Below are 24,179 nucleotides of genomic sequence, written 5' to 3' on the forward strand. Positions count from 1 at the left end.
CGTCATCAAAGGCACGGGCGGCCTGCGGAGGTCCGTTGGACACGTCCCGGCATGGGCAAGCGCGGCGGTGCGCGCGTGATCTATTTCAGCCGCAATGACCGAGGCGATCTGGTATTGCTGCTGGTGTATACGAAGGCCAAGCTCGACAACATTGCACCGGCCTTCCTGGTGAAGCTGACGGAGGCGATCAATGCGTAAGTCCAAAGACCCTGACGTGTTGCAGTTCGAGAAAGACCTGCTCAAGTCCATCGACGAAATGAAGCGCGGCGAACATGCCGCAGTGCATACGCCAGCACAGATCGCTGCGCGCAAGCGTGGCCGACCCGCCGGCAGCGTGAAGGCGGACGTCAAGGTGTCCACCACCATCCGCTTCGACGCGGACGTGCTGGCGGCGCTCAAGGCCTCCGGCCCGGGCTGGCAGACGCGCGCGAACGACGCCTTGCGAGCGGACATCCAGGCGGGCCGACTGTAACGACCGGCGCTGTAAGACTTTACCTACACGCACTGTCAAATTCCGCTGCCGGAAAAGCGCCGCCGCAAGCGTATCGCCACTGCTGCGACACACGACGGAGACAAGTGAAATGGCAGAGGCGATCTATTGTTTCGACACGGCGACGGTGAGGTTTGCGTTTCAGACGGATGACGGCGCGCGCGTAGTCGCCGCAATTGGCGAAGACCCGTTGCGCGACCTGTTCGGCGCGACCGGCGACGGTGAATCGCTGGTGGAGGCCTATGTCCGGAACGCCGACCTGATCGACGAACGTGCCCGGGAGCGTCACCGCAGCGGAGGCGGGCGGCCGGTGGTGCTCGAAACGCACGACTTCGAGCTGTCGGCGCACGAGTCGGGCTGAATTGCTTGCGGCAGCCGGGAAGGCTTCTCGCCTTCTCGTGATCGATCGTCCTACGCAGGGAGGACGACGGAGGCGTTGTGATGCTTGCCATCATGGGTGCGGCACTGCGACGGGTTCTCGATCTTCTGCAGACTGTGGCGTACGCGCGCGTCCAGTGCGAATGCATGCGACTGTCCGGTTCGCGATTCCCGCAAGCCGGCCCCCGACGATTCGACTACCAGCAGCGCATCGACCGAAGCGTCCGTGAACTGCATGCGCTGCAAGGCGGCATGAGCCCCGAGGAACGGTCGGCCGTTCGCCTGGGTCGCGCCCTCTTCCTCCAACTCCTCCTTGCAAGCGCGCCGCAGCGTCTCGACGCATGGTGCGACTCCGAAACGCTGGACACCATGCCCCCGTCGCATCTTCTCGAATGGGTGGCATACGACGACGAGCGCACGGAACTCGCCGAGGTCGAGAGCACCATGACACCGGAGGAGGCCGTGCTGTATGCCCGCGCGCGCATCCATCTGGCTTCGCAGGAATCCATATGAAAGCCGAGGGTGCCGACATGAAAAGCCTCCTGAGCGAAGTCACTGGATTCATGCCGCCGGAAGCCGCGCCGGCGACCGGAACGGCCGGCCACGTCATGGACTGGGTGATCGATCCGGCCAACTACTGCAGCGAGCACGAACGCATCACGCGGCGCGCGCTGGCCGAGCGCATTGCCGGGCTGAAAGGGCTGCACTATTTCGGCCCGGTGAGCCGTCGTCCGCCTCCCGTAGGCCCGCTGTATTTCGTGCCGAGCGACACGGTCGAATGCCATCGTGCCCATGCGATCGGCATTCGGAGTGACGACGACTTCTTCGGCGGGGCGGTGCCCTTCGGCTACGTGGCGACCAAGGCCATCAGCCATCGCCTGCACGAGGCAGGCGCCGACGGCCCGCGGGATTGGGTGGAGTCCTTTGCCCCGCGGATCGCCCGCTGCGTACTGCCCGGCTTTTCGGCCTTCAGCGAGGAAGACGCGCGTCGCGCGGGCCGATCGCTGCTTCGCGCCGGAGACGTGCGGGTCAAGCCCGTGCGAGCGACCGGCGGCAACGGGCAGACGGTCGTGCAGGATGAAGCCTCACTCGATCGAACGCTCGCCGGCGTGCCCGATGTGGCCACCCACGGCGTGGTCCTCGAGCGGAACCTGCGTTCACCTCGCACGCTCAGCATCGGGCAGGTGAAGGTGGGTGCGCTGACGATGAGCTATTACGGCCTCCAGCGGCTGACCCGCAACCATCACGGGCACTGGGTCTACGGAGGCTCCGACCTGACTGCCGTGCGCGGCGGGTTCGACGCGCTCGACAAGCTGCTGCTGAAGCCGTCGCTGCGTCTGGCCATCGACCAGGCCGCGGTCTATCACGCCGCGGTGGTCGACAGCTTCCCGGGCTTCATGGCTTCGCGCATCAACTACGACGTGGCCCAGGGCCAGGACGATTCGGGGATTTGGCATTCGGGCGTCCTGGAGCAGTCCTGGCGGGTCGGCGGCGCGACAGGGGCGGAAGTCGCCGCGCTCGAAGTCTTTAAGAGCCAGCCGGAACGCGCGCTGGTGCGCGCCTCGTGCTTCGAGGTCTTCGGCGAGACCGAGTTGCCGCCGGGCGCTTGCGTCAACTACAGCGGCCACGACCCCGAAGTGGGTCGGTTGACCAAGTACAGCTTCGTCGAAGCGCATGCCGACGCGGCATAAGCAGGTCGACATCGCCGTCGACGGGCAGCACATCGACGGGACGCTGGTCGCGGCATCGCATGCCGTGCCCGGCGTGTTGCTCGTGCACGGCTGGGACGGTAGCCAGGAGCAGTACAAGGCGCGCGCGCACGAGATCGCCGCCCTGGGTTGTGTCTGCCTCACTTTCGACTTGCGCGGGCATGCCCGCCACGCGGCCCAGAAGCAATCGGTGAGCCGGGAGGAAAACCTGCGCGACGTGCTCGCGGCGTATGACGTGCTGGTGCACCACCCGACGGTGGACCCGGAGTCGATCGCGATCGTCGGCAGCAGCTATGGCGGCTACCTGGCCGCCATTGCCACCACGCTGCGGCCCGTTCGCTGGCTGGCGCTCCGCGTGCCGGCCCTGTATCGCGATACGCAGTGGAATGTGCCCAAGGGCGAACTCAGCCGCAGCGATCTCGCGGAATACCGCCGGTCGATCGTCGCGCCACCTGACAACCGCGCGCTGGCCGCGTGCGCACAGTTTCGCGGCGATGCGCTGATCGTCGAATCGGAGCATGACAAGACGGTGCCGCACCCGGTGATTGAGAGCTACGTCGGCGCGTTCAAGCACGTCAGGTCGGTAACCTACCGCTGCATCGCGGGCGCGGACCATGCCTTGTCGGATGAACGAAGCCGGCAGGCCTACGGCATGCTCCTGGTCTCGTGGATGACGGAGATGACGCTCGGCGCGCGCGCCGCTACCGGACTGCTGCGCCCCGCACCGAACAGCCCGGCCTGATGGCCCGCGTCGGTGAAACCTTTTGTGCCACCTGAAACCTGGGGAACGCAGTCGAACGGGTCGCGGATCGAGACGCGGGCGGCACAAGCCCGTAGAGTGTCCTTGTTGGGTTTCCTGTGCGCCTCTCACGTAGGCAGTCGCAGCCTCTCGCAGGCAAATGCAGCACGATAAGGAAACCCAGGGCCCAGCGACTCAACCCCGCTGGGCCTCTTTGTTCATGTCGGCGGCGAGCCATTCGAGTGCATCGCGCGCCGTCGGTGCAATCCGGATCGAGCGGGCGAGCATGAGATTGAGCGGCTGGCCGAGGCCCTCGACCATCGCACCGGTCTCGACCTCCCTCACCTCGCCCACCGCATCCGCGCTGCAGGCGATCGCAGCGGAGACGCGATCGGCGTAGCTGCCTTCCGGCACGCCATAGCCGACCACCGGCTTTCCGAGCGCGACCGCGAATCCCACCTCGAACACCGTGCCCGAATCAGGCTCCTGCCCGCGAAAGCTCACCAGGTTGGCGATGACGCCATCGGCCTGCCGGATCATCTCGACATTGCCTTCGTAGATGGCTTGCGCCAGGTCGTGGGGGTCGGCGTGTGTCGCGAGGGATAAGTTCGTGTCCGTTGGCGCGAGCCCCTGCATGCCGAGCTGGGCGCAGTGCGCCTTGAGGGTCTGGAAGATTTCCTCCTGACCGCGGAAGAAGACATCGGGGCCTGCCAGATAGACGCGAGGCCGACGGTTGGGGGGTTTGGGGGGCGTCGAACTCATCGCAGGGATCGTACCGCCGCGAGCGACGTGGGCGCGCCCTCGATCGCGCCAAGCCTCAGCTCAGGGCGCCGGGCTCGCGCCATGCCGCGCGATGTGCTTCACGTACTTGTGCCAGGCTTCCTGGGCCGCCCTGGCGCTGGCCTTCGCCGCATCGACGGCCTGGTCGGGTGACGCCGCGCCGTCGTCCCTGAGAAACACCCGGAACGCTTCGTCGGCCGCACGCTGCGCTCGCCTCGCCAGTGCGTCGGCTCTTGTCGCTGCGGCCCGGAGCTGGGCGGCATCCTCGGTGATGGGTTCCATGAGTCCTCCGCGTACTAATAAGGTACTAGTTTTCGAGAGGTCAGTTTAGGGAGTTCAATCCCGTTGCGAAGGTGCCGGAAGCGATATGCGGGAAGCAATACGGCACGCTGACCCTGCGTCGGCGCGGGCCTACAACCTCAGCGCTATTGGCCCGCCGCGCAGCGACTCGACAGAATCCGGCGGATGGAACCGCTCCATTTTTCCGGCCGGCCCGGGCCGGATCCCACCGGGCTATTCGGACGACCACGAATGCGCGTCCCCGCGAATGAAAGGCGAGGTCCGGCACCGCAACCCGGCAAGGCGCCCGATGCGCCACCGCCGCCGTTGAGCCTGGAAGAAATCCGGATGGTGGCCAGCAGATGGCGCCGCGGCTGCGATGCGGACGAGCGCAAGCTCCGGGTCGCAGACGCGCTGGACGCATTGGCGGACCACCGCATGGGCGCGCTCGGCCCCAGACCGCCGAAGAAGACAGTGACCCAACGGATCTCCGAGCTGATGGGGCTCTAGCCTCCGACGCAAGCCCGGTCCCAACGCCACGAAACGCATGGCGGCCGGTCCCCCACAATGCGATGGTCTCCACCGCACAGGGAATCACGCATGACTTCTCCCGAACCAACGCGTCGACGTCAATGGCTCCAGGCGCTCGCGGCTGCGACCGTGCTGCCCGTCCTGCCGGGCATGGCGCTCGCGCAATCCCAGAGCGTGACGGGCAAGTTGCAGCCCGTGCCCGTGCCCGAGACGCCGCCGCTGGCGTCGTGGAACGACGGGCCGGCCAGGCAGGCGATCCTCGACTTCGTGCGCGTCACGACGGACGCCTCGAACGCGAACTTCGTCCCGCCGCCGGCGCGCATCGCGACCTTCGACCAGGACGGCACGCTGTGGGTCGAGCACCCGATGTACAGCCAGGTGATCTACTGCCTGGACCGGGTTCCGGATGTCGTCAGGGCCAAGCCCGCACTGGCCCGTGTCGAGCCTTTCAAGACGGTGCTCACCGGCAACATGGAAGCGATTGCGAAGCTTCCCCTGCCGCAGCTCGAGAAGATCCTGGCCGCGACATTGACGGGGATGAGCGTCGAAGAGTTCAACGCCGAAGCGACGAAGTGGATCGCGAGTGCGAAGGACAAGCGATGGAACCGGCCCTACACCGATCTGACCTACCTCCCGATGAAGGAAGTGATGCAGTACCTCCGCGCCAACGGCTACAAGACCTACATCGTGACCGGCGGCGGGCAGGACTTCGTGCGAACCTATTCAGAGGCCACCTACGGCGTTCCGCCCGAACAGGTCGTCGGCTCGGCCGGCGGCACGAGCTACGGCTACGCCAAGGACGGCAAACCCTTCCTGACCAAGCAACCCAAGCTGCTGCTGAACGATGACAACGCCGGCAAGCCGGAGGGCATCCACCTGATGATCGGCCGCCGGCCCTTCGCGTCCTTCGGCAACTCGACGGGCGACCGGCAGATGCTGGAGTACACCAAAGCGGGTGACGGCGCACGGCTCTCGATGCTGCTCCTGCACGACGATGCCACCCGCGAGTACGCCTACGGCCCGGCCCAGGGCCTGCCCGCCACCAAGGTCGGTGCGTTCCCGCAGGCGCTCTACGACGACGCGAAGAAGAATGGCTGGACCGTCATCAGCATGAAGGACGACTGGAAGCGGATCTTTTCGTTCGACACCTGAAGGGCAGCAGCTCCCTTGTATCAGTCGATTTCATTCCTCTCGTCGCGTGACTTCGGCATGGTTTTTGCAAACAAAGGCACTACCATCGATACGCAAGGGGGAATCGAGCATGCCGACGTTGATCGTGACGAAGAATGCAAGGGTCCGGCGCATGGTGCGACTGCTCGAAGGCGAGTTCAAGATCGGGCGCGGCCCGAGCAACCATCTGGTGCTGCCGGCAGGCACCGTCAGCAAGGCCCATGCGGTCCTCACCGCGCAAGGGCATTTCGTCACCCTTCACGACCTCCACAGCACCAACGGCACGCTCGTCAATGGCGATGACGTGTCGGTGCGTGCGCTGCTCGACAACGACATCATCCAGATCTGCGACTTCGAGATGCTCTTCCTCGACAGGGACCTGCTGTCGGCCGACATCATTCCGGATCCTCCGCCGGAGCCCGTCGTCGAGACCACCGAGACCGTCGAGACCGAGGCCGCGCCACTCGAGCCGCCCGTCGGGTTCGATGCCAGCGGCCACCGGATCGGCGGATCGCGTGGCGCGCGCTGGGTTGGAAATGGCGTGGCCTTCACACTTCCCGCGCAAGGCCGGGAACTCGACGCGCTGATCACCGATGACGCGCTGGCGTCCCATTTCGGTGCCTACGTGCACGCGGCGGATGGTGCAAGCCGTGCGGTCAGTGCGTACGAAGAAAATTACGTGGCGATCAACGTGGCCGCATGGTCACGCTACGACGTCACGCACCGCGAGCCGATCGTCGTCAGGACTTCGGACTTCTGAGTTGCACGACCCGGTGGAGCGGGTGTTCAGCCAGCGCCATCCGCGCGACGAAACAACGCGTTCAACTCGTCGCCCCGCGCCGCTTCGGCAAACGCGAAGCGACCGCTCTCGGCGATCTCGCGCGCGGCCCGCATGAAGCCGCCCCAGGCGGACCGTGCGAGCGCGCCGCCGACGCTGATGCGCCGCACCCCCATCGCCGCCACTTCCTGGAGTGTGAGTTCGCTCGCCGAGCCGATCAGCAGATTGACCGGCTTGGGTGCCACGGCGGCCACCACGGCGGTGATCTGCTCGCGGGTGCGGATGCCCGGCGCATACAGGCAGTCCGCGCCAGCTTCGGCGTAGGCCTGGAGCCTGGCGATGGTGTCCGCAAGGTCGGTGCGTCCGTACAGGAAGTTCTCGGCGCGCCCGACCAGCAGCGTGTCGCCGCCGGCCTCGTCGATGGCCGACCGGGCCGCGCGGAGCCTTTCGACGGCTTCGTCGACGTCGCGCACGGGATCGTCGAGGTTGCCCGTGGCGTCCTCGATCGAGAGCCCCGCGACGCCCGTCTCGATCGCCATCCGGACGCTGGCGGCGACGCCTTCGGGATCTGACGCGTAGCCGCTTTCGAAATCGGCATTGACGGGGAGGTCGGTGGCTTCGACCAGGGTGCGCAGGTGCGCCAGCACGGTGTCACGGGACACGCCGCCGTCGGGGAGCCCCAGCGACCAGGCATAGCCTGAGCTGGTGGATGCGAGCGCCTTGAAGCCCAGGCGCTGCAGCATCAGTGCGCTGCCGACGTCCCACGGATTGGGCAGTACGAAGCAGCCTTGCGTGTGAAGCGCACGGAAGGCCGAGCGCTTCTCTTGAACGGTGAGCGTCATCGAAGTCTCCTGACTGGGGTGGTTTCGCGTAGCACCATGATGTCAGATGCCTGCCGCACCTTTCGACTGACTCAAGTTTTCCGCGCCGGTGCCGATATTCGATCCAAAGCCGGAATCCAGACTGGAGATTGAAGAAACATGGCACTTGACCAAGGCTTGGCCGTTGTCCTGGGCGCAGCCGTGGGCGCCCTCGCCGGCATCATCGGATTCGCGATCGCCGGCTGGCGTCAATCGAAGCTCGCCGCGGAGAAGAGGTCGCGGGCGCGTGAAGACCAGGCGCGTTCGGATACCCGGAATGCGGTGGCGGCGCTCGCGAAGACGCTGGCATCGACGGCGCATTCGATGATGTGGGCTTCGTTCAAGGTGCTCACCGCCGGCAAGGCGAGCCACGAGACGCTCGCGTCGTTCGAGGTCGAGTTCCACGCCGAAGTGGCCGACCTAGTGGGCGCGCAGATGCATCTCGCCGCGCTCGACTTTGCCCTGTACGAGAAGGTCACGCCCTATGTCGGCCAGGCCATTGCCATGGGCGCCAGCACCTACGCCGCATTGAAGGCGGCGATGGAAAAGGCGCTCGATGCGGAGGATCAATTGCGAGCCTGCAACCAGGACGCGCTGAACCTGATCCGGGACGTGCCGAAGAAGGTGGCTGGCCTTCTGGGCGCTCAGGTGGGCGCGTAGGCAGCCCGACCTCCAGGCACGCCCGGCGGGCTGTGCAACGTAGTGTGTCCAGCGCCTTTGCGCGATACACGACCGTACGTCTTGTGCGCCAACGGGGGCCGCAGCGACGGAAGATTCGGGCATCCGACAACCCGAAGGAACTCACCATGACGATCCGATCCAGCGCACTGCTCCTGGGCGTGGGCCTTGCGGCCTCGTTCGCAGCCCTCACCTTCGCCGCGCCGCCGGACGGCGGCAACACGCCCGTGGCCGAGCAGCGCACGGCACCGGAGTTCCAGGGCATCGACACCTGGCTTAATTCCCAGCCGCTCAAGCTGGAGGACCTGCGCGGAAAGGTCGTGCTCGTCGACTTCTGGACCTACACCTGCATCAACTGCCTGAACCATCTTCCGTACGTCAAGGACTGGAATGCGAAGTACAAGGACAAGGGCCTCGTCGTCGTCGGCGTGCACACGCCGGAGTTCGCGTACGAGAAGTCGACGAAGAACGTGCAGGAAGCCATCCAGCGGCTGCAGATCCAGCACGCCGTCGCGCAGGACAACCGATACGCGACCTGGAAGGCGTTCAACAACCAGTACTGGCCCGCGGTGTACCTGATCGACAAGCAAGGGCGCATCGTGTACTCGCACTTCGGCGAAGGCAGCTACGGCGAAACCGAGAAGAAGATCCAGTCACTGCTCGCGCAACCCGCCGCCGCAGGCACCTGAAGCGGCCATGAAGAACCTGTGGTTCGCACTGCTGTTCTTCGCCGGCGGCTTCGCGCACGAGGTTCGCAATCCGGTGAGCTGCCAGTGCATCAGCTCGCGCCGGAACGAATTCAGTCCCGAGTCTCCACGGCCGACGCGAAGACGTAGCCTTCGCTCCGGACGGTCTTGATGTACCGCGGCTCGCGCGCATCGTCGCGCAGCCGCTGGCGCAGCCTGCTCACCAGCAGGTCGATCGAGCGCTCGAAGAGTTCCGCCTCGCGCCCCTGGCTCAGGCTCAGCAGCTGGTCGCGGCTCAGCACCTTCTGCGGATGGTCGAGAAAGATGCGCAGGAGGCGGTACTCCGCGCCGCTCAGCGCGACCATCGTGCCGCTCGCGTCGATCAGGTGCCGCTCGGTCGTGTCGACGCGCCAGTCGCCGAAGGCCAGCATGCGGGTGGTCTCGGTCGAATGCATGTTCGGCGGCAGCATGCGCGTGCGGCGCATCACGGCGCGAATCCGGGCCAGCAGTTCGCGGGCGGAAAAGGGCTTGGCCAGGTAGTCGTCGGCGCCCATCTCCAGGCCGAGGATGCGGTCGGCCTCCTCGCTGCGCGCGGTGAGCATGAGGATGGGGATCGCCTTGTACTTGCTCGTGCGCAGGTCGCGACACAGGGTGAGCCCGTCCTCGCCCGGCAGCATGAGGTCGAGGATGATCAGGTCGAAGGGCCCCGACTCTTCCAACGCCGCCCGCATGTGGCGCCCGGTCGGCACGGCGACGGCGCGCAGGCCGTTCTTCACCAGGTAGGTGGTCAGCAGCTCGCGGATCTCGCGGTCGTCGTCGACGATGAGGATATGGTCCGAGGGTCTTGTCGTCATGGCGGTGAGTCTGGAAGGCACTGCCCCTCAATGTAGTCCGCCTGCCGGGACAGTCTCGCGCTTTTGTATGCCCAGGTATCCGGGCCGGCGCACGCGACACTTTGTTTCGCGGTGGACGATCCGGAAGCAGAATGGCGACTCCTCGAAGGAGACCCCATGCTGGCCGCACCGGACGAAGCCATCCTGTTCATCGTCGTCGTCGTCACCTTCTTCTCGGTGCTCGAGATCGCGTTCCGGCTGGGTCGCCGGCACACCCGTCGCAGCGACGACATGTCCCGATCGCACATCAGCGCGCTTCAGGCGGCCCTGCTGGGGCTTCTGGCGCTGCTGCTCGGTTTCAATTTCGCGATGGCGGCCTCGCGTTTCGACACGCGCAAGACACTCATCCAGGAAGAAGTCAATGCGATCCGCACGAGCTATCTCCGGGCGCAGTTGCTGCCGCAGGCGCAACGGGAACGGGTCTCCGAACTGTTGAAGCACTATGTCGTGGCGCGCATCGACTTCATGCGGGCCGGCGTCGATCCGGCGCAGCTCGAGAAGACCAGCGCCACAACGGCGGAGATCGAGGCGCAACTCTGGGCATTGGCCGGCGCATCGTCGACCGAGGGTCAGGCCTCGCCCGCGAGGGTGCTGGTCATCCAGGCGCTCAACGACATGTTCAACGCGAACGAAAAGCGCCACGCCGCGCTGGACAACCATGTGCCGCAAACCGTGATCAGCCTCCTGGTAGCCGTCGCACTGGGTGCGCTGGGCTTCATCGCCTACGGCTACGGGCTGACGGGCCAGCGACGCCATGTGTCGACCGCCCTCTTCGCACTGCTGATCGCGATGGTGTTCACGATCATCATTGACATGGACCAGCCGCGCAGCGGCCTCATCCGCGTGAGCGAGGAAAGCATGGTCCGGCTCAGCGAAAACCTGGATCGCAAGACCGGGACGGAGAGCATTGAACGCTGAGCGTCGACGCTCCACGGTCCGGCGACCGCTCTTGGCTTGTATTGGTGTGTACGCGAGGGTCCCGCGCGGACACACTGGCATACACGCATTGCGCCGGACGGCGCTTCGGGGCCTATAACCTCGGGCATGCCCAATCCAGCAGACCCCGCAGCGAAGCCCGGCCCGGCCACCGGCTGGCGGCGGCTGGTCCCCCGCAGCCTGTTCTCGCGCGTCACGCTGATCATCGTCGTGGGACTGGTGATCGCGCAGGTGCTCACCTTCGCGTCGATCCGCTACGAGCGTGGCGTCGCGCTTCGGGAACTGATGATGAGCGGCATCGAGCGCGACATCGCGAGCTCGATCGCCATCCTGAACCGCCTGCCGGCCGACGAGCGCCAGAGCTGGCTGGAACGGCTGGAGCGCCGCAACTACCGGTTCATGCTCGGCGGCACCGTGACGGGACCGGCGCCCGACTCACCCGCGACACAGGAGTTCGCGGAAGCCATCGTCAGCGCGCTGAATCCCTTCGAAGTGGTCAAGGTCGCCCAGGTCGCCGAGCCGCAGGGGGCCCTGCAGATCCAGGTGCGGCTGGCGGACGGCACTTCGGTGGTGGTCGATGCGCGACGGCTCGGCATTCCCGTGTCCGACTGGGTCATGTGGGCGCTCGCGGCGCAGCTGGTCGTGCTCGCCGGCTGCGCATGGTTCGCGGTCCGGCTCGTCACGCGGCCCCTGGCCCGGCTCGCGGCGGCAGCGGACGAACTGGGACCCGACCTGAGCATGCAGGCACTCGACGAAGAGGGCCCGACAGAGGTGGCCCACGCAGCGCGCGCGTTCAACGCCATGCAACGACGCATCGCCGGCTACATGGCCGAGCGCGTGGAGATCCTCGCGGCGATATCGCACGACCTCCAGACGCCCATCACCCGGATGCGCCTGCGCACCGACCTGATGGACAACGAGAAGGACCAGGTCAAGTTCCGGCAGGACCTCGACGCGATGAACACGCTGGTCAAAGAGGGGGTCACCTACGCCCGCACGCTCCACGGCGCGACGGAGCCACCCTGCCGCATCGATGCCGACGCGCTGCTCGAAAGCATGGTTGCGGACTACGAGGACGCAGGCCTGCCGGTGGTGCTGGAGGGCCGGATCGAGGCGCCGATCGTGACGCGCCCGAACGCGTTGCGCCGGATCCTCGTGAACCTGATCGACAACGCGCTGAAGTTCGGCAGCGATGTGCGGGTCCGGGTGCGGGTCGATGCGGACCGATGGGTCGTTGCCGTCGTCGACAACGGGCCGGGCATTCCGCCGGATCAACTCGATGCCGTGCTCAAGCCTTTCTATCGCGTGGAAGGCTCTCGCAACCGCAGCACCGGCGGCACCGGACTGGGACTTGCCATCGCCCAACAGCTCGCAGTAGCAATGGGCGCCGAACTGAAGCTGCGCAACCGCGAAGAAGGCGGGCTTGAAGCCCTGCTCACCATGACCACCGCCCAGGCTGCCGGGGCCTGACCGCCTGACACCTCACCCCCTCGACATCATGCTCATCCTGATCATTGCCTACGTGGGCGGCGTGCTCACCATCCTGAGCCCCTGCATCCTTCCGGTGCTGCCTTTCGTGTTCGCACGTGCCGACCGGCCCTTCAGGTCGCACGGACTGCCGATGCTTCTGGGCATGGCGCTGGCCTTCGCGGCGATTGCCAGCCTGGCGGCGGTCGGTGGGGGCTGGGTGGTCGCGCTCAACGAGTACGGGCGCTACGCGGCCATGGCGATGCTGGCGTTGTTTGGCGTCACGCTGCTGTTCCCGGGCATCGCCGACCGCATGACCCGACCGGTCGTCGCGCTCGGCGTCCGGCTGTCCGAGAAGGAATCGGGCGCGGAGGCATCCGCCTCCATCGTGTCGCCGCTGCTGCTGGGCCTGGGCACGGGCCTGCTCTGGGCGCCTTGCGCGGGCCCGATCCTCGGCTTGATCCTGACTGGCGCGGCGCTGAACGGCGCGAGCGTCGGCACGTCGTTGCTGCTGCTTGCCTATGCCGCCGGCGCCTGCACGTCGCTGGCGGCCGCACTGCTGCTGGGCGGACGCGTGTTCGCCGCCATGAAGCGGACGCTCCACACAGGCGAATGGGTCCGACGCGTCGCCGGAGCGGCCGTGCTCGTCGGCGTCGGCGCCATCGCGCTGGGCCTCGACACCGGCCTGCTCAGCCGTCTCTCGATCGGGACCACGTCGACGATCGAGCAGGCGCTGGTGGATCGCCTCGGCCTCCAGAAGCCGCCAACGGCCGGCAACACCGACGCCGCACCCGAAGCCACGGCCCCGATGCCGCCGCAGACGGAAGGCGTTCTTCCCTCCCTGGCGGGCGCGACCGAGTGGATTCAATCCCCACCGCTCACCCCGGAAGGCTTGCACGGCAAGGTGGTGCTCGTCGACTTCTGGACCTACTCGTGCATCAACTGCCTGCGCACCCTGCCCTACGTCCGGGCCTGGGCCGAGAAGTACAAGGATGCAGGGCTGGTCGTCATCGGCGTGCATTCGCCGGAATTCGCGTTCGAGAAGCGCTCGTCCAACGTCCACCAGGCCGTGAAGGATCTCGACATCGCCTATCCCATCGCGGTCGACAGCGACTTCGCGATCTGGCGCGCTTTCGACAACCAGTACTGGCCTGCGATCTACTTCGTCGATGCGCAAGGCCGGGTTCGTCACCACCAGTTCGGCGAGGGCGAGTACGCGCAGTCGGAGCGGGTCATCCAGCAACTGCTGGCGGAGGCGGGGCAGGCGAACATACCGACCACGCTGGTCGACCCCGTGGGCCAAGGCACGCAGGCGGCGCCGGGCGCATCGCCCGCCTTGTCGGAAGAGAGCTACCTCGGCCACGGGCGTGCGCAGAATTTCGCCTCACCCGGAGGCATCGCCAAGGATCGCGCCAAGACGTACGAACGGCCTGGTTCGCTGAAGCTCGACCAATGGGCGCTGGCCGGCGACTGGACCGTGGAACGGGAACGCGCGGTGCTGGATCGAGCCAACGGCCGCATCGTCTATCGCTTCCAGGCACGCGACCTTCACCTGGTCCTCGGTCCGGCAGACGATGGCAAGCCGGTGCGCTTCAGGGTCACCGTGGATGGCAAGCCACCGCTGTCGGACCACGGCGCCGACATCGACGAGCAGGGAAACGGTACCATCGGCGCACAGCGGCTCTACCAGCTGGTCCGCCAGAAAATGAACACAAGAGAACGACTTTTCGAGATCGAATTCCTCGACCCCGGCGCGCAGGCCTACGTTTTCACGTTCGGCTAGGCATGCGCGTCAAGTCTCCGGAATTGGCGTTCGACGCCGCCTGAATATGCAGCAAGAGAGAAACGACAACGGGGAACTGAATTTCTATCTGCTCAAGTGCCTGGTGGCGCTGGTGGATCAATCACATATCTCGCGCGCCGCCGACGCCATCTCGATCAGCCAACCCGCAATGAGCCGCGCGCTCGCCCAGTTGCGCACGGTCACGGGCGATCCGATTCTCGTGAAGGGCGGCGCCGGGCTCATCCCTACCGCCAAGGCGCTCCAGTTGAGCGAGTTCGCCGGGCGCATCCTGGGCGAGATGGACGCGCTGCTGGGCAATGCCGTGGCCTTCGATCCGAACGTCACGAACTACCTCTTCCGGATGGTCGCCACCGACTACCTGGAATGCCTCTTCGTCGATCACCTGCTCCAGCATCTCGGCACCGCATTTCCGGGCATCTCGCTGTCGGTGCGTCACCCGGTCCATCCCTCGCTGTTCAACAAGGTGCTGGAGGCCGGGGATGTCGACTTCTGCGTCGGCATGCTGCCGCCCAGCCTGCGCGAACTCCGGCATCGGCTGCTCTTTCGCGACCGCATAGTCTGCGTGGCGCGCGCCGGCCACTGGGCCGTCGGCAAGAAGCTGACCCCGACGGAATTCGCGGGGCTCGAACATGTGATCGTCATGCCCAACACGGTCAACTGCTTCGGCGAGGCCGTCGACCAGGTGCTGGCTGCGCAAGGCCTGCAGCGCCAGCGCCGGTACGTCACGCCGAACTACCTCACGGCGCCGCACGTGCTGGAAAAATCGGACATGGTCGCCCTGCTGCCGTTGTCGCTGGCATCGCGTTTTCGCGAGCGCTTCGGGCTGGCCGAGGTGTCGCTGCCGGTCGTGGTGCCCGCCTTCGACGTCTACATCTCCTGGCATGACCGCACCCACCGGCATGCCGCGCATGTCTGGTTCCGCGACCAGGTGATGAAGAGCCTCGAGCAAAACGCCTCCAACGGACATTCGTTGCGCGCATAGCCGCCATTCGGGCGCGGCATGGACTTCGCAGGCCGGCCTGCCAATACTTGAAGCGTCGCCGAACACTCGGCATGCAAGAGTAACCAGCCATGCAGATTCTGGAGTTCAAGGTCAAGGTATCGCGGCAATTCGCGCCGCGGTTCCACTGGGACAGCACCTTCCCCATCGGCATCGCCCGGCTGCGATGAGTGTCGCGGAGTCCCGCGCCGCTGCCCCCGGAGGCGCATCGCCTCGTTGCTTTTCCCTTTCTATCCGTCTTGCGGACGTGGCCAGCCACGCCCGATAGCGAACTTTTGGTGGAGACCCTGAATGACTAGCATGATCAATTCCGTCGACGATCTCGCCCAGTTGCCCGACGACGAACTCCTCCCTTGCCTGGGAGCCCTTCGGAGCGCCATTCACGAAGCGAAGCGGCAGTACGCCGCGGCCTTGCGGGAGCGCCAGCTTCCCCAGGATTCGCCCTTCAATTTCCAGTCGTTCACCTGGCGGCCCCGCGGCGCCCACCGCTTCAACCTGCCGATCCACCTGACGCCCGAAACGCCGATCGACGAGATCTCCGTCCGTGCGAGCGCCCGCGAAGCGCTGAAGGAACTCAGCATCTTCTGCATCGAGGATCTTTCCGCCATCAGCGAGCAGGAGCTGCTGAGGGAAGAGGCCATCGGGCCGAAAACACTGGGCCGCCTGCGGGAAGTCCTTACCCGCGTGGGGCTCGACTTCCAGCCCGATCCCGATACGTCGTCGTCGACCGCCCCGAAGGACTCTGAAAGGCACTAAGTGAAGGACGAGAGAATCAGCAAGGACTGGAAAACGTTGTATGCCTACCCGTCCCGGCTCCTGAAGCTGCGACCTGGCGACACCGGCGTCTTCGTGTGTCCACCGGCCTGGAGAGGACGGCTTGCCACCGTCTGCGGGATCTGGGTCAAGGCGAACACCGACTGGGCGTCGGAATTTCCCTTCGGCACACCCTGGAAGAACGTGTTCTGGACGGAGTCGCATGCCGACGGCCTGAAGGTGGTACGGGCGCCCCTGCCCAACCGCCCCCGCGCCCGTAGTGCGCCCACGGAATTCACCTTCAAGCCCCTCGTGCCCTCATCATTGCCCGAGACGGGCGCGCCGAGACTGGACCAGATGGTCTCGCTCTGGCGAGCCTGAGCAAGCGACGCGCGGCCACGGACGGCACTCCGCCCTCTGGTCGGCTGCTCAAGAAAATGGCATCCTAGCGCCGGGAGGTGCCCCATGCCTCCTTGGAGGTTTCATGGCTGCACGTTCGATCGCCTCGTTGTCGCTCAGCTTCGGGCTGGTTTCCATTCCCGTCAAGCTGTACTCCGCGACTGAAAGTTCCGGATCGGTCCGGTTCAATCTGCTCGCCAAGGACGGCTCGCGCGTGAAGCAGCAGTACGTCTCCGAAAGGGATCCGACGGTCGTCGTGCCGCGGTCCGAAATGCTCAAGGGCTATGAATTCGAGAAGGACCGGTACGTCCTCTTCACCCCCGACGAACTGAAGGCGGTCGAGGAGAGTTCGACCCACACGATCGACATCGTCGCCTTCATTCCCGAAAAGGCGGTCGACCCCATCTATTACGACAAGGCCTACTTCATCGCCCCGGACAAGCGCGGCGCCAAGCCCTATACCCTTCTGCGCGAGGCCATGCGCAAGAGCGGCCGGTGCGCCCTCGCGAAGTGGGCCTGGAAGGGCAAGCAGTACGTCGTGCAGGTCCGGGCTGCCGAGGACGGGCTGGTCTTGCAGCAATTGCTCTACGCCGACGAGGTCCGATCGCTCAAGGACCTGGACATCGAGGAGATCACCCCATCGGCTGCGGAAGTGCAACTCGCACTCCAGCTCATCGACCAGATTTCGCAGGACAGCTACGACCCGACCCAGTATGTCGACGAGGAGAAGAAGCGGATTCTTGCGGCCATCGATGCCAAGATCGAAGGCAAGCAGGTCGTTGCCGTGGAAGAGCGCGAAGCGACCGAGAGCAGCGGCCAGATCATCGACCTGACCGAAATGCTGCGCGCCAGCCTGAATCGCGCGGGTACCGGCAACGCGAAGCGCCCGGCGGCGCCGCGTGCACCGGCCACTGAAGTCGTGACGCCGCTTGCCTCGAAGGAGCGCAAGGGCGTCAAGCGCGCGGCCGCGAAGACGACGACCGCCGCCCCGGCGGCCGCGCGATTGAGGAAGTGACCGACGTCCAGGTCGAGGCGCCCCATACCCTGCGCAGCCTCCAGGAGATGCTCGGCCTCTCCCGGAGTGCAATTTCGGGGTTGATCGCGAATGGATTCGTCCATCCGGCGCGCGGGAAGCGCAACGAATACCGGTTTTCGTTTCGCGACGTGGTCCTCCTGCGGACCGCCCACGACCTGCAGGCCGCCGACATCCCGACGCGGAAGATCCTCCGTGCGCTCCAGCGGCTGAAGGCCACATTGCCTTCCGAACTGCCGCTGACCGGCCTGCGGATCACCGCGGTGGGCAGCACGATCGCCGTGCGCGAGCGCAACAGCCAATGGGAGGCCGAGTCCGGCCAGTTGCTCATGGATTTCGAGGTCGCGCCCGCGCGCGGGTCCGTTTCATTCGTGGAACATCTGCCAAGCGACGATGCGACGGCAGCGTCATCGTCGGCCGACGCGTGGTTCGCGCAAGGTGAAGAACTCGAAGCGCGGGACATGCAGGCCGCCGAAGCCGCCTACCGGGAGGCGCTAGCCTTGGCGCCGGACTTTGCCGATGCCTACCTGAACCTCGGGGCGATCCTGTGCGAATCCGGGCGGCATGCGGAGGCCGCAGCGCTGTACGACCTTGCCTTGAAACACGAACCGGACGTCGCGCTGCTGCACTTCAATCGCGCGGTGGCCTTGGAGGATCTGGGACGCCTCCCGGAGGCACTCCAGGGCTACGAAAGATGCCTGCAGCTCGATCCCGCGGTTGCCGACGCGCATTTCAATGCGGCTCGCCTGCACGATCACCTGGGCCACCCGCGAGAGGCGATCCGCCACTACAGCGCCTACCGGCGCCTGCAGAAATAGGCTATCGGATCAGCGCCTGCAGATCCTTGAAGCGCGGATGCTCCGCGGTGCGCAGCCACTCGAAGCCGACCATCTCGGTGGTCACCAGTTCCGCGCCAGCGCCCGCCAGCCGGTCGAAAGCGGCGTCGCGATTGCGCTCGGTGCGCGAACTGCACGCGTCCGTCACCACCCAGACCTCGAATTCATCCTCCAGCAGGTCGAGTGCGGTCTGCATAAGGCACACGTGCGCCTCGCAGCCGGCGATCACGATGGTGTTTCGCTCTTCAGCCGCAGCCGGCTTCTGCAGATGCTTGGGCAGGCTGCGCGCGTTGCCCTGGGGCGCCTTGGCCGGGACACGCAGCCATTCGCCGAGGCCCTCTTCCGCACCGCTGAAATGCATCTTGGCCAGCGTGCGCTGGCACAGGGCACGGATGTCGGGCAGGTTTTCGCCCAGCCTCGACGGGTTCTGCTCGGTGCCCCAGACCGGCACCTCCACCAACTGGGCGAGCTTGCCGAGGCGCACCGCATTCTTCGCCACGGCATCCGCCTCGAAGATGGCCGGCATCAGGCGCGCCTGAAAGTCGACCAGAACCAGTTGGGATTGCGATGCGTCGAGCAGCATGGGAGGAATGTCTTTCGCGAATAACAGGGAGGGGGATAGACCGTACACCAGTCGGCCGGTTGCCGGAACAATAATCGATCGGGCGCTCCAGGGCGGAGCGACGAACAACTCCAACGACGGACGAGACGATGAACGCTTCCCTCCCTCCAGCCACGTTGATGTCCGGTGCCGACTACCGCGAATCACTTCGTCGCTACCGCCCCACGGTCTTCGTCGATGGGCAACGCGTCGACAGCGTCGCCGACGACCGCGCCTTCCAGCCCGGCATCAACGCCATCGCGCTGACCTACGACTACGCGCTGAAGTCGCAGTACGAGCCGCTCATGACGGCGGTGCAGCACACCAGCGGCAAGCGCGTGAACCGGCTGTCGCACATCAACACGAGCTCGGGCGACCTGCTCAACAAGCTGGAGGCGGTCCGGCTGGTCTGCCAGGAAACCGGCTGCGCCCAGCGCTACCTCACGCACGACGCGCTCAATGCCATCGCGCAGGTGTCGGCGCGCATCGACGACGCCCGTGGCACGAAGGAACACACGGCCCGCTTCACCGAATACCTGCACCGCATCCAGGACCAGGACCTGACGCTCGGCGTGGCCATGACCGACGCCAAGGGCGACCGCAGCAAACGTCCGCACGAGCAGGCGAACGTCGACAGCTACCTGCACATCGTCGAGCGCAATGCGATCCGCGATGGCGTGCGCGGCATCGTGATCTCGGGCACCAAGGCCATCGTGACCGGTGCGCCCTATGTGCACGAACTGCTCGTCATGCCATGCCGCAACATGGGCCAGGAGGACGCCGACTTCGCGGTCTGCTGTGCGGTGCCGCTGGATGCCCCCGGGCTCACCATCGTCGCGCGCCCCGCGGGTCGGCCCGGCGAAAAGCTCGAGCACGGCGAGGCGCTCTTCAGCCGCAAGTACGGACAAAGCACCGGCGTCTGCCTGTTCGATCGGGTGTTCGTCCCCTGGGAGAGCGTGTTCTACGCCGGCGAATGGGAACACAGCGGCCATCTCACCTACAGCTACGCAACGCATCACCGCCACAGTTGCATCGGCGCTCGCGCAGGCTTCGGCGACCTGCTGATCGGCGCCGGCGCGCTGATGTGCGAGGCGAACGGCTTCGATCCCGGAAGCGAGACGCACCTGCGTGAACAGATGGTGGAACTCATCACCATCACCGAGGGCTTCTTTGCCTGCGGCGTCGCGGCCAGCGTGTACGGCAAGGCCGATGCGCATTGCGACGTCTTCATGCCTGATCCGGTGTTCAGCAACATCGGGAAGCTGCTGCTGGCCACCAGGATCTACGACATGCACCGCATCGCGCACTACGTGAGCGGCGGCCTGATCGTCACGCTGCCCGGCCCCGACGAAGACCACAACCCGGAGACGGCCGCGCGCCTGTCCGAGGTGCTGCGCGCGAATCCGGACATCCCGTACGCGCAGCGCATCGAGACCGCCCGCTTCATCGAAGACCTGACCGCTGGCTACCAGGGCGGGTGGTACAGCGTGATCAGCCTGCACGGCGGCGGCTCGCCGGCCGCGATGAAGCAGGAGATCTACCGCAACTATCCGGTCGGGTCGAAGGTGGAACTGGTCGAACGCATCCTGGAGCGCGGCGTGGCAAGCGACGGGTCGCCCGCGGCTGCGCCGCATGATCCGAAGCGGGCCATCACCCGGAATCGCCAGCCGGGCAAATGCTGCGACAGCGGTTGCACGGCACCGGGTCAGCCCGTGATGGTGGATCTGCCCTCCTTGCCGTCGGCGGCGGCCGGGCGCAGCGACGTCAGTCCGGCAAGAGACGGATGAGCTTGCCGTTGGATTCGTCCGTCAGCACGTAGAGCAAGCCGTTCGGCCGCTACTTCAGGTCGCGGGTGCGCGCGCGGGCGTCTTCGTGCAGCTTGTGTTTTGCCACGACCTTGCCGTCCCAGCCCGGATCTCCAGCACATCCGTCAGACAGGTGAATACCCTTGGACGCGCAGTTACAAATCGGGCAGGCACAAGGGTCTTTCGACGTCTCGGAATTTGCAATCGTTTGGTCATTCAACCGAAATTCAAAGACTTTTGCATTACACGGGCGAAATAACTTATCGCGAATAACCGAACTCTTTACATTTTCTGATGTGAGAAACTGAAAAAATCGATCCTTGACAAGTAGTTACGTGCAAAATCCAGAACTCACTTCAAATTGACACTCGGCAGTGTCGTCCATATCCTACGCGCCATGCGATTTTTAATGCTCACCGCCGCCCTCCTGCTTGCGTGCGCCGCCCATGCCGCGCCGCAACCCGAACGGGCCGACGACCACGCCGAACTGCTGGCCGTCGACAAGAGCCTGATGGGCCAACTGCACCAAGTCCGGCAGACCATGGTGGACCGCACCTCTGACCTCGTCGTCACGGCGATCGGCTTCCTGGGCGTCCCCTACCGTCGTGGTGGCAACACCGCCGAAACTGGCTTCGACTGCAGCGGCTTCGTCCGTGCCATGTACAACCAGACCGTCGGCCACCTGCTGCCCCGCCGAGCCGAAGAACAAGCCGCCGCTACCCAGAAGATCGACCGCACCGACCTGAAGCCCGGCGACCTCGTGTTCTTCAACACCATGCGCCGCGCGTTCAGCCATGTTGGCATCTATGTCGGCGAAGGTAAATTCATTCATTCTCCCAAGCCCGGCGCCCAGGTCCGCGTGGAAGACATGAGCAACAGCTACTGGCAGCGCCGCTTCACAGGCGCCCGCCGCGTCATCGAAGACGAACTCAAGACCTCCGGCGACTGACCCGCCAGACCCTCAACAGAAAATCCCGCCGCCGGCGGGATTTTTTACGCCCGAGCCCCCCGAGTGACCTCCCCGGGGATACCAGAGATACCGCGGATCCGGCTACGCCGGTCCGCCGGTATCGCCCCCAGCAGGGGGGTAGGCGGCCACACGAAGTGGGTAAGCCTGGGGGGTTACTTCCTCACCGGTGGCAGGTCGGTGCAGCTACCGTGGGCTGCTTCTGCCGCGAGGCCGATGCTTTCGCCCAGCGTCGGGTGCGGGTGGATCGTCTTGCCGATATCGATGGCATCCGCCCCCATCTCGATAGCCAGCGCGATCTCGCCGATCATGTCGCCCGCGTGCGTCCCGACGATGCCGCCGCCAACGATGCGATGCGTTTCCTCGTCGAACAGCAGTTTGGTGAAGCCCTCGTCGCGACCGTTGGCGATGGCGCGACCCGAGGCCGTCCACGGGAACAACCCCTTGTGGATCTTCACGCCCTCCGCCTTGGCCTGGTCTTCGGTGAGGCCGACCCACGCCACTTCGGGATCGGTGTAGGCCACGCTCGGAATCACGCGGGCATTGAAGGCCGCGCTCGCAAGTTCCTTGTCGCCCTTCTGCTCGCCGGCGATCACCTCGGCGGCAACGTGCGCCTCGTGCACCGCCTTGTGCTCCAGCATCGGCTGGCCGACGATGTCGCCGACCGCGAAGATGTGCGGCACGTTGGTGCGCATCTGGATGTCGACCGGGATGAAGCCGCGGTCGCTCACGTTCACACCCGCCTTTTCGGCGCCGATCTTTTTGCCGTTGGGGCTGCGGCCGACGGCCTGGAGCACGAGGTCGTACACCTGCGGCTCCTTCGGCGCCTGCTCGCCTTCGAAGGTGACGCGGATGCCTTCCTTGGTCGCTTCGGCGCCGACGGTCTTCGTCTTCAGCATGATGTTGTCGAAGCGCGGCGCGTTCAGCTTCTGCCAGACCTTGACCAGGTCGCGGTCGGCGCCCTGCATCAGGCCGTCGAGCATCTCGACCACGTCGAGCCGCGCGCCCAGCGTGGAATACACCGAGCCCATTTCGAGCCCGATGATCCCGCCGCCGAGGATCAGCATGCGCTTGGGGTCGACGCCGAGTTCGAGCGCGCCGGTGGAGTCGACCACGCGCGGATCCTTGGGCATGAACGGCAGATGCACCGCCTGCGAGCCGGCCGCGATCACGCAATGGCGGAACTTGACGGTCTGCGCCTTGCCGGTCACGTCTTTGCCGTCGCCGGTGGTTTCCTGCACCTTGACGTGGTACGGATCGACGAATTCGCCGACACCGCGCACCGTCGTGACCTTGCGCATCTTGGCCATGGCGGCCAGGCCGCCGGTCAGCTTGCCGACCACCTTGTTCTTGCGGCCGAGCAGCTTGGCACGATCGACAGTAGGGGCGCCGTAGCTCACGCCGAGATCGGCGAAATGCTTGACCTCGTCGATCACCGCCGCGACGTGCAGCAGCGCCTTCGAGGGGATGCACCCGACATTGAGGCAGACACCGCCCAGCGTGGCATAGCGCTCGACCAGCACGACCTTGAGGCCGAGGTCGGCCGCGCGGAATGCGGCGGAATAGCCGCCTGGGCCGGCGCCGAGCACCAGCAGGTCGCATTCGACGTCGACCGAACCGGTGTAGGTCGAGGCCGGGCCAGCCGCTGGCGCGGGTGCGGCCTGCGCCGAGGCCTGCTTGGGCGCCGGTGCTGCCGATGGCGGTGCCGCTGGCGCCGGTGCGGGCGCAGCGGCGGCACCTTCGGCCGCGTCAAGCGTCAATACCACCGAGCCTTCGCTCACCTTGTCGCCGACCTTCACAGCCACCGCCTTGACCACGCCCGCGTGCGAGGACGGAATCTCCATCGACGCCTTGTCCGATTCGACCGTGATCAGCGACTGCTCCGCCTTCACCGTGTCGCCGGCCTTGACCAGTACCTCGATCACCGCGACTTCGTCGAAATCGCCGATGTCCGGCACCTTGACTTGTACTTCGCTCATTTGGACACCTTCAGTTTGAGTGTGAGAACGTCGACCGGGCCGGCCGAGTTTCGATCGAATTCGCAGGCCGCGGCAACGCCGACTTCGGCCACGTCACGCGCCGATCGCGCCTTGTCGTACACCGCATGCATGGCCCCGAGCGCAAAGCTGCGGCCGGAGCCGATGCTCCAGAACTGCTTGAACTCGAAGACTTCGCGGTAGCTGTAGATGCCATAGATGCCGCTCGCGTTGGCGAGCAGCATCGTGAACTGGCTCGACTCGTAGGGCTCATGCTCGTCCTCCTTGGTCTGGAGGAAGAACGAGTCCTTGAGCACCGGATGCAGCAGCGTGAAGGTGCGGAAGATCTCGTCCTTGCTGCCGAAGCGCAGCGCCTCGGCCGGCTGGGCCGCGAGCGCATGCTGGAGCACCAGGAAGTGCGCCGCCGCACCGGCCATCGCAAAGATGCTCTGGCCGGCCGCGTCGTTGACCATGAATAGCTTCTGGTTCTTCTCGGCCTTGTACGACAGTCGCGTATCGCCGAACGTCACGAGCGCATCGGCCGCCATCACCACCTGGCCGCCTTTGCGGACGGCCACGACCGTGGTCATAGGGGCCCACGCCGGGCCGTCCCAAGGGAAACGCCCCCCAC

Annotated in this window: 28 protein-coding genes; 21 read left to right on the forward strand and 7 right to left on the reverse strand. The window is 65.9% G+C overall.

Annotated elements, in window-relative coordinates; translation table 11 throughout:
* Positions 1–51 precede the first annotated feature (51 nt).
* The 6 genes from ACSFBL_RS04715 (at position 52) to ACSFBL_RS04740 (ending at position 3,319) form a co-directional block, all read left to right on the forward strand.
* The gene (locus ACSFBL_RS04715) at positions 52–198 is read left to right on the forward strand and encodes a hypothetical protein (protein ID WP_435514604.1); all 147 of its coding nucleotides are present in this window, start codon (positions 52–54) and stop codon (positions 196–198) included.
* Complete coding sequence (locus ACSFBL_RS04720) at positions 191–472, forward strand: BrnA antitoxin family protein (protein WP_435514605.1); 282 nt, start codon at positions 191–193, stop codon at positions 470–472. Before ACSFBL_RS04715 ends, ACSFBL_RS04720 begins: the two co-directional genes overlap by 8 nt.
* A 109-nt stretch (positions 473–581) precedes the next feature.
* Complete coding sequence (locus ACSFBL_RS04725; protein WP_435514606.1) at positions 582–851, forward strand: hypothetical protein; 270 nt, start codon at positions 582–584, stop codon at positions 849–851.
* An 80-nt stretch (positions 852–931) separates the two neighbouring features.
* A complete protein-coding gene (locus ACSFBL_RS04730; protein WP_435514607.1) occupies positions 932–1,381 on the forward strand; it encodes a hypothetical protein in 450 nt (149 codons plus the stop codon).
* A 17-nt stretch (positions 1,382–1,398) separates the two neighbouring features.
* The gene (locus ACSFBL_RS04735; RefSeq protein ID WP_435514608.1) at positions 1,399–2,559 is read left to right on the forward strand and encodes a DUF3182 family protein; all 1,161 of its coding nucleotides are present in this window, start codon (positions 1,399–1,401) and stop codon (positions 2,557–2,559) included.
* Entirely contained in the window at positions 2,543–3,319 is a 777-nt protein-coding gene (locus ACSFBL_RS04740; RefSeq protein ID WP_435514609.1) for an alpha/beta hydrolase family protein, read from the forward strand. Before ACSFBL_RS04735 ends, ACSFBL_RS04740 begins: the two co-directional genes overlap by 17 nt.
* Before the next feature lie 192 nt (positions 3,320–3,511).
* On the opposite strand, the gene ACSFBL_RS04745 is transcribed toward ACSFBL_RS04740, so the two are convergent.
* Positions 3,512–4,078 carry a nucleoside 2-deoxyribosyltransferase gene (locus ACSFBL_RS04745; RefSeq protein WP_435514610.1) on the reverse strand — a complete coding sequence of 189 codons (567 nt, stop codon included), beginning with the start codon at positions 4,076–4,078 and terminating at the stop codon, positions 3,512–3,514.
* Positions 4,079–4,138: 60 nt separating this feature from the next.
* Entirely contained in the window at positions 4,139–4,378 is a 240-nt protein-coding gene (locus tag ACSFBL_RS04750) for a hypothetical protein (RefSeq protein ID WP_435514611.1), read from the reverse strand.
* A 249-nt stretch (positions 4,379–4,627) separates the two neighbouring features.
* On the opposite strand from ACSFBL_RS04750, the gene ACSFBL_RS04755 reads away from it, so the two are divergent.
* From ACSFBL_RS04755 to ACSFBL_RS04765, 3 genes are all read left to right on the forward strand, one after another.
* Complete coding sequence (locus ACSFBL_RS04755) at positions 4,628–4,885, forward strand: hypothetical protein (protein ID WP_435514612.1); 258 nt, start codon at positions 4,628–4,630, stop codon at positions 4,883–4,885.
* Between the two features lie 90 nt (positions 4,886–4,975).
* The gene (locus ACSFBL_RS04760; RefSeq protein WP_435514613.1) at positions 4,976–6,058 is read left to right on the forward strand and encodes an HAD family hydrolase; all 1,083 of its coding nucleotides are present in this window, start codon (positions 4,976–4,978) and stop codon (positions 6,056–6,058) included.
* Positions 6,059–6,167: 109 nt separating this feature from the next.
* A complete protein-coding gene (locus ACSFBL_RS04765) occupies positions 6,168–6,836 on the forward strand; it encodes an FHA domain-containing protein (RefSeq protein WP_435514614.1) in 669 nt (222 codons plus the stop codon).
* Between the two features lie 26 nt (positions 6,837–6,862).
* Here ACSFBL_RS04765 and ACSFBL_RS04770 read toward each other — a convergent pair whose 3' ends face one another.
* A complete protein-coding gene (locus ACSFBL_RS04770) occupies positions 6,863–7,696 on the reverse strand; it encodes an isocitrate lyase/PEP mutase family protein (protein ID WP_435514615.1) in 834 nt (277 codons plus the stop codon).
* A gap of 138 nt (positions 7,697–7,834) precedes the next feature.
* On the opposite strand from ACSFBL_RS04770, the gene ACSFBL_RS04775 reads away from it, so the two are divergent.
* Together ACSFBL_RS04775 and ACSFBL_RS04780 are read left to right on the forward strand one after the other, a co-directional pair.
* Positions 7,835–8,374: a hypothetical protein gene (locus tag ACSFBL_RS04775; protein ID WP_435514616.1), complete on the forward strand. Its 540-nt coding sequence runs from the start codon at positions 7,835–7,837 to the stop codon at positions 8,372–8,374.
* A 146-nt stretch (positions 8,375–8,520) separates the two neighbouring features.
* Positions 8,521–9,081, forward strand: a complete 561-nt coding sequence (locus tag ACSFBL_RS04780; RefSeq protein ID WP_435514617.1) for a thioredoxin family protein — start codon at positions 8,521–8,523, stop codon at positions 9,079–9,081.
* 110 nt (positions 9,082–9,191) lie between these two features.
* On the opposite strand, the gene ACSFBL_RS04785 is transcribed toward ACSFBL_RS04780, so the two are convergent.
* Entirely contained in the window at positions 9,192–9,932 is a 741-nt protein-coding gene (locus tag ACSFBL_RS04785) for a response regulator (protein ID WP_435514618.1), read from the reverse strand.
* Positions 9,933–10,088: 156 nt separating this feature from the next.
* On the opposite strand from ACSFBL_RS04785, the gene ACSFBL_RS04790 reads away from it, so the two are divergent.
* The 8 genes from ACSFBL_RS04790 to ACSFBL_RS04825 all read left to right on the forward strand — a co-directional run bounded on the left by ACSFBL_RS04790 (position 10,089) and on the right by ACSFBL_RS04825 (position 18,181).
* Positions 10,089–10,889: a bestrophin-like domain gene (locus ACSFBL_RS04790; RefSeq protein ID WP_435514619.1), complete on the forward strand. Its 801-nt coding sequence runs from the start codon at positions 10,089–10,091 to the stop codon at positions 10,887–10,889.
* Positions 10,890–11,015: 126 nt separating this feature from the next.
* Entirely contained in the window at positions 11,016–12,377 is a 1,362-nt protein-coding gene (locus ACSFBL_RS04795) for a sensor histidine kinase (RefSeq protein ID WP_435514620.1), read from the forward strand.
* A gap of 28 nt (positions 12,378–12,405) precedes the next feature.
* Entirely contained in the window at positions 12,406–14,157 is a 1,752-nt protein-coding gene (locus tag ACSFBL_RS04800; RefSeq protein WP_435514621.1) for a cytochrome c biogenesis protein DipZ, read from the forward strand.
* Positions 14,158–14,203: 46 nt separating this feature from the next.
* Positions 14,204–15,160, forward strand: coding sequence for a LysR family transcriptional regulator (locus ACSFBL_RS04805; RefSeq protein WP_435514622.1), 957 nt, complete (start codon positions 14,204–14,206; stop codon positions 15,158–15,160).
* Between the two features lie 309 nt (positions 15,161–15,469).
* Positions 15,470–15,934: a helix-hairpin-helix domain-containing protein gene (locus ACSFBL_RS04810; RefSeq protein ID WP_435514623.1), complete on the forward strand. Its 465-nt coding sequence runs from the start codon at positions 15,470–15,472 to the stop codon at positions 15,932–15,934.
* Complete coding sequence (locus tag ACSFBL_RS04815) at positions 15,935–16,312, forward strand: hypothetical protein (RefSeq protein WP_435514624.1); 378 nt, start codon at positions 15,935–15,937, stop codon at positions 16,310–16,312.
* Between the two features lie 103 nt (positions 16,313–16,415).
* Positions 16,416–17,345, forward strand: coding sequence for a non-homologous end joining protein Ku (gene ku, locus ACSFBL_RS04820; RefSeq protein WP_435514625.1), 930 nt, complete (start codon positions 16,416–16,418; stop codon positions 17,343–17,345).
* Positions 17,342–18,181 carry a tetratricopeptide repeat protein gene (locus ACSFBL_RS04825; protein ID WP_435514626.1) on the forward strand — a complete coding sequence of 280 codons (840 nt, stop codon included), beginning with the start codon at positions 17,342–17,344 and terminating at the stop codon, positions 18,179–18,181. The genes ku and ACSFBL_RS04825 overlap by 4 nt, the downstream gene beginning before the upstream one ends.
* Position 18,182: 1 nt before the next feature.
* On the opposite strand, the gene ACSFBL_RS04830 is transcribed toward ACSFBL_RS04825, so the two are convergent.
* Complete coding sequence (locus tag ACSFBL_RS04830) at positions 18,183–18,782, reverse strand: isochorismatase family protein (protein WP_435514627.1); 600 nt, start codon at positions 18,780–18,782, stop codon at positions 18,183–18,185.
* Between the two features lie 128 nt (positions 18,783–18,910).
* Here ACSFBL_RS04830 and ACSFBL_RS04835 point away from each other — a divergent pair, with 128 nt between their 5' ends.
* Together ACSFBL_RS04835 and ACSFBL_RS04840 are read left to right on the forward strand one after the other, a co-directional pair.
* The gene (locus ACSFBL_RS04835; RefSeq protein WP_435514628.1) at positions 18,911–20,587 is read left to right on the forward strand and encodes a 4-hydroxyphenylacetate 3-hydroxylase family protein; all 1,677 of its coding nucleotides are present in this window, start codon (positions 18,911–18,913) and stop codon (positions 20,585–20,587) included.
* A gap of 415 nt (positions 20,588–21,002) precedes the next feature.
* The gene (locus ACSFBL_RS04840) at positions 21,003–21,554 is read left to right on the forward strand and encodes a C40 family peptidase (protein ID WP_435515316.1); all 552 of its coding nucleotides are present in this window, start codon (positions 21,003–21,005) and stop codon (positions 21,552–21,554) included.
* A 173-nt stretch (positions 21,555–21,727) separates the two neighbouring features.
* On the opposite strand, the gene lpdA is transcribed toward ACSFBL_RS04840, so the two are convergent.
* Positions 21,728–23,551, reverse strand: coding sequence for a dihydrolipoyl dehydrogenase (gene lpdA, locus ACSFBL_RS04845; RefSeq protein ID WP_435514629.1), 1,824 nt, complete (start codon positions 23,549–23,551; stop codon positions 21,728–21,730).
* On the reverse strand, positions 23,548–24,138 hold the full coding sequence (locus tag ACSFBL_RS04850) for an Ntn hydrolase family protein (protein WP_435514630.1): 591 nt from the start codon (positions 24,136–24,138) through the stop codon (positions 23,548–23,550). The genes lpdA and ACSFBL_RS04850 overlap by 4 nt, the downstream gene beginning before the upstream one ends.
* Between the last annotated feature and the right edge of the window lie 41 nt (positions 24,139–24,179).

The organism is Variovorax glacialis (assembly GCF_051216375.1).
In the GTDB taxonomy this organism is placed as follows: domain Bacteria; phylum Pseudomonadota; class Gammaproteobacteria; order Burkholderiales; family Burkholderiaceae_C; genus Variovorax.